The following is a 4,948-nucleotide window of genomic DNA, read 5'->3' as shown; positions in this document are numbered from 1 at the left end:
CAACAATAACAAAACAACCCCCCCCCCCCCCCAAAACCCCACCACCGCCCACACCCGGCCCCCCCCCCCCGGCCGCCGCACCGCGGGGGCCCCCCCCCCCGGGCCCCCCGCCCCACGGCACGGTACCTGCGGACCGTTTCTAGGACAGGGACCGCCACGCCCCGACCAGGGCCTGCCTCAGTACGCCGATCTCCTCCGGGCTCAGGCCGTCGACCATGCGCTCCTCGAGGCGGCGGGCGGGCTCGGCGTACTCGGCGAGCAGCAGCCGCCCCGGTTCGGCGAGCACGATGAGACGTTCGCGGCGGTTGGCGGGATTGGGCTCGCGGCGGATCAGGCCCCGGCTCTCCAGGGTGCGGACCATGTCCGCCATCGACTGGGCGGTCACGAAGGAGTCGCGCGCGAGCTGCGCGGCCGAGATGCCGTCGTGCCGCTCCAGCACCGTCAGGGCGGTGTACTGCAACGCCGTGATCCCGGCGGGCTTGACCAGCTCCTCCAGGCGGGCGCGCACCGCCAGCTCCGTCCTCTTGAGCAGGTAGAGCAGCGAGGTGCTCACGTTCGTCCTCCCGTTGCGGCGGTTCTTGTGCGGGGCGGACCCGCCCGTTCCCCGTACCGGGTGCCGCCGGGTGGCGGCGGCACGCTCTCACCCTAAGGCATTGACAGGAATCCTGATGATTGCTGAGACTGGCGTTCATCAGGATTCCTGTCGATGCCGCGTCCCGGCGGCGTCCTTCGGCGTCCCCCGCCACCTCTCCCCTTCTCCCTTTCACCACGTACGAGAGGCACCTCTGATGGATCTCCAGGGCAAAGTCGCCGTCGTCACCGGCAGCGGACGTGGTCTCGGACTCGCCTACGCGCAGGCCCTCGCCGCGGCGGGCGCCGCCGTCGTCGTCAACGACGTCGACCAGGCGGTCGTCGACTCCGCCGTCGCCGCCGTCCGCTCCGAAGGCGGCAAGGCGGCCGGTGTCGTCGCGGCCGTGGGCGACGGCGAGGCGGCCCGACGGCTGGTGGACACGGCGGTCGAGGAGTTCGGCCGCCTGGACGTGCTGGTCACCAACGCCGGCATCCTGCGCGACCGCGTGCTGTGGAAGATGACCGACGACGACTTCGACGCCGTCGTCCGCGTGCATCTGCGCGGCACCTTCACCTGCGCCCGTGCCGCCGCCGTCCGTATGCGCGAGCAGGGCACCGGCGGCCGGCTGATCCTGATCTCCTCGCCCGCCGGACAGCGCGGCAACTTCGGCCAGACCAACTACGCAGCCGCCAAGGCCGGCATCGTCGCCATGGCCCGCACCTGGGCCCTGGAGCTGGGCCGCGCGGGAATCACCGTCAACGCCGTCGTCCCCGTCGCGGCCACCGAGATGACCAGGACCATCCCGGCCTTCGCGCCGGTCATCGAGGAGTCCGAGCGCACCGGCCGGCCGCTGCCGGACTGGCTGCGCAAGGACGAGGGCCTCGGCACCGTCGAGGACGTCGCGGGACTGATCACCTTCCTGGCCTCGGACAACGCCAAGGACGTCACAGGGCAGGCCATCGGCATCGGCGGCGACCGCCTGGCGCTGTGGGCGCACCCCAAGGAGAAGACGGTCGCCTTCGCCGACGGCGGCTGGAGTGCCGACACGATAGCCGCCGAGTGGCCGGGCGGTGTCGGAGCCGAGCCCGAGACCTACGGCATCCCCGCGCCCAAGACCCCGGAGGCATGAGATGGGCGACCTCGCACCGGATCTCGCACAAGATCTCGTACCCGACCTCGCACTGGACCTCGACCGGCTGACCGCCATCGACGTACACACGCACGCCGAGGTCTCCAAGGACGGCCACGGGGCCCTGAGCCCCGAACTCTTCGGCGCCTCCGCGGACTACTTCAAGGCCCACGGCCACCGGCAGCCGACCATCGACGAGATGGCCGCTCACTACCGCGAACGCCGCATGGCCGCCGTGGTGTTCACCGTCGACGCCGAACACGCCACCGGCCACCCCCGGATCTCCAACCAGGAGATCGCCGAGAGCTGCGCCGCCCACGCCGACGTCCTGATCCCCTTCGCCAGCATCGACCCGCACAAGGGCCGGGCGGGTGTACGGGAAGCACGACGACTGGTCGAGGAGCACGGGGTCCGCGGCTTCAAGTTCCACCCGAGCCTCCAGGCGTTCGCCCCGAACGACCCGCTCGCCTACCCCCTCTACGAGGCCATCGAGGAACTCGGCGTACCCGCCCTGTTCCACACCGGCCAGACCGGCATCGGCGCGGGCGTCCCGGGCGGCGGCGGCATCCGGCTGAAGTACTCCGACCCCATGCTGGTCGACGACGTAGCCGTGGACTTCCCCGAACTGCGGATCATCCTCGCCCACCCGTCCTTCCCGTGGCAGGACGAGGCCCTGGCGGTGGCGACCCACAAGCCCCACGTCCACATCGACCTGTCCGGCTGGTCCCCGAAGTACTTCCCGCCCCAGCTCGTGCGCTACGCCAACTCCCTGCTCCAGGACAAGGTCCTCTTCGGCTCCGACTACCCCGTCATCACCCCCGACCGGTGGCTCGCCGACTTCGAGAAGCTCGACATCAAGCCCGAGGTCCGGCCGAAGATCCTCAAGGAGAACGCCGCCCGTCTGCTCGGCCTGCTCACGGACTGAAGGAGCCGTTCGTGCTGAACCAAGGCATCGGTTCCTGGCCGGCGCGCCGGGCCCGCAAGACGCCCGAGCGGATCGCCGTCGTCCACGAGGACCGCACCTGGACCTACCGGGAACTCCACGAGCGCGTCCTGCGCCTCGCCGACGTCCTGCGCGGCCTCGGCGTCGGACGCGGCGACCGCGTCGCGTACCTGGGCCCCAACCATCCGACGTTCCTGGAGACCCTGTTCGCCGCCGGCGCCCTCGGCGCGGTCTTCGTCCCGCTCAACACCCGGCTGGCGGCCCCGGAACTGGCCTACAACCTGACCGACTCGGGCAGCACCGTCCTCGTCCACGCCCCCGGACAGGCCGACGCGGCCCGCGCCGCGACGGCCGAGGCCGGGGTACGGCACCGGATCGCACTCGCGGGCCACGACGGCGACGGGGCGCTCGGCTACGAGGCACTCCTGACCGGAGCCCGTACCGGCCCCCTGGACGAGCCCGTGGTCCCGGAGGACCCGTGCATCATCATGTACACCTCCGGCACCACCGGTCGCCCCAAGGGTGCCGTCCTGTCCCACGGCAACATCACCTGGAACAGCGTCAACGTCCTCGTCGACACCGACCTGGCCGGCGACGAGGTGACGCTCGTCGCGGCACCCCTGTTCCACACCGCCGGCCTCAACATGACCTGCCTGCCCACCCTGCTGAAGGGCGGCCGGGTGGTGCTGCTCGGCGCCTTCGACCCGGACCGCGTCCTGGAGCTCGTCGAGAGCCTGCGGGTGACGTACCTGTTCGGCGTCCCCACGATGTACGACGCCATGGCCGCCCGGCCCCGCTGGGCGACCACGGACCTGTCCAGCCTGCGCACTCTCAACTGCGGCGGCGCTCCCGTCCCCGCACGCACCATCGACACCTACCTCGCGCGCGGTCTGGCCTTCAGCCAGGGATACGGCATGACCGAGGCGTCTCCCGGAGTCCTCTACCTGGACAAGGAACAGACCTCCGCCAAGGCGGGCTCCGCCGGTGTGCCGCACTTCTTCACCGACACCCGCGTGGTCCTGGCCGACGGCCGCGAGGCCGGTCCGGGGGAGCGCGGCGAGATCCTCGTCCAGGGCCCCAACGTCATGACCGGCTACTGGGGCCGGCCCGAGGACACCGGAGCCGCCTTCACCGACGGCGACTGGCTGCGCACCGGCGACATCGTCACCACCGACGCGGACGGCTACGCCTACATCGTCGACCGGGTCAAGGACATGTTCGTATCGGGTGGCGAGAACGTCTACCCGGCCGAGGTCGAGGACGTCGTCCTCACCCACCCCGCCGTCGACGAGTGCGCGGTCATCGGGGTGCCCGACCAGGTGTGGGGCGAGGTCGGCCGTGCCGTCGTGGTCCTCAGGCCCGGCTCCCGTGCCGACGAGCAGGACATCCTCGGCCACCTGGCGGGCCGGCTCGCCAAGTACAAGATCCCCAAGTCGGTGGTGATCACCGACGCCCTGCCCCGTACGGCCTCCGGGAAGATCATCAAGCCCGCCGTCCGCGACCTCCACGCGCAGGTGGCCGAGGACCACTCCCCGTCGTAGCGCACTCCGCCGCACCCCACCACGCACGGCCGTACCCGTTGCGCACCGCAGCCTGTCGCGGGCCGTAGCCGCGGTCACCGCGTCATCGAATCACCGTGTCCTCGAATCACCGTGTCCTCGAATCACCGCGTCATCGAACACGGTGTCACCACGTCATTTGCGCCATCGAGAGGATCCACCATGTCCACCACCGCCATCGGCATCGACGGACTCAAGGCACTCAGCGGCACCGATCTCGGCCGCACCGAGTGGCGCGAGATCACCCAGGACCGGGTGAACACCTTCGCCGACGCCACCGACGACCACCAGTGGATCCACACGGACCCCGAGAAGGCCAAGGACGGCCCCTTCGGCGGTCCGATCGCCCACGGTTACCTCACGCTCTCCCTGATCATCCCGCTCTTCGGGGAGCTGCTCGACATCACCGGCATCTCCATGAGCGTCAACTACGGCCTGGACAAGGTGCGTTTCCCCGCTCCCGTGCCGGTCGGCGCGAAGATCCGACTGCACGGCGCCGTCGGCGACGTGGAGGACGTCAAGGGCGACGGCGTGCAGATGCCGCTGACCTTCACCGTCGAGGTCGAGGGCAGCGACAAGCCGGCCTGCGTCGCCCAGGCCGTCTACCGTCACTACGCCTGACCTGGGGGTCGCCCCGTGTGGGAGTCGCCCGGGGCGGGGGTCGACCCCCCCCCCGGGGCCCGCGGGTTTAGGGGGGGGGCCCCAAAGGGGGGGCGGGGGGGTGGGGAAGAAATGGGGGAGTGTTT

5 protein-coding genes are annotated in these 4,948 nt (G+C 71.1%); 4 read left to right on the top strand and 1 reads right to left on the bottom strand.

The genetic code is table 11. The features are described 5' to 3' along the window. Positions 1-139 precede the first annotated feature (139 nt). On the bottom strand, positions 140-553 hold the full coding sequence (locus ACZ60B_RS42525) for a MarR family winged helix-turn-helix transcriptional regulator (protein WP_469397346.1): 414 nt from the start codon (positions 551-553) through the stop codon (positions 140-142). A gap of 235 nt (positions 554-788) precedes the next feature. On the opposite strand from ACZ60B_RS42525, the gene ACZ60B_RS42520 reads away from it, so the two are divergent. The 4 genes from ACZ60B_RS42520 (at position 789) to ACZ60B_RS42505 (ending at position 4,823) form a co-directional block, all read left to right on the top strand. Continuing rightward, positions 789-1,700: an SDR family oxidoreductase gene (locus ACZ60B_RS42520; protein ID WP_469397344.1), complete on the top strand. Its 912-nt coding sequence runs from the start codon at positions 789-791 to the stop codon at positions 1,698-1,700. A 52-nt stretch (positions 1,701-1,752) separates the two neighbouring features. Further along, positions 1,753-2,625 (top strand): amidohydrolase family protein, encoded by an 873-nt coding sequence (locus ACZ60B_RS42515; RefSeq protein ID WP_469397348.1) that lies wholly within the window; start codon positions 1,753-1,755, stop codon positions 2,623-2,625. 11 nt (positions 2,626-2,636) lie between these two features. Continuing rightward, complete coding sequence (locus ACZ60B_RS42510; protein ID WP_469397341.1) at positions 2,637-4,184, top strand: acyl-CoA synthetase; 1,548 nt, start codon at positions 2,637-2,639, stop codon at positions 4,182-4,184. Between the two features lie 180 nt (positions 4,185-4,364). Then, on the top strand, positions 4,365-4,823 hold the full coding sequence (locus tag ACZ60B_RS42505; protein WP_469397338.1) for a MaoC family dehydratase: 459 nt from the start codon (positions 4,365-4,367) through the stop codon (positions 4,821-4,823). Positions 4,824-4,948 lie beyond the last annotated feature (125 nt).

This window comes from Streptomyces sp. NPDC104096, from assembly GCF_055584385.1.
This window is presented reverse-complemented; position numbering and strand designations above follow the sequence as displayed.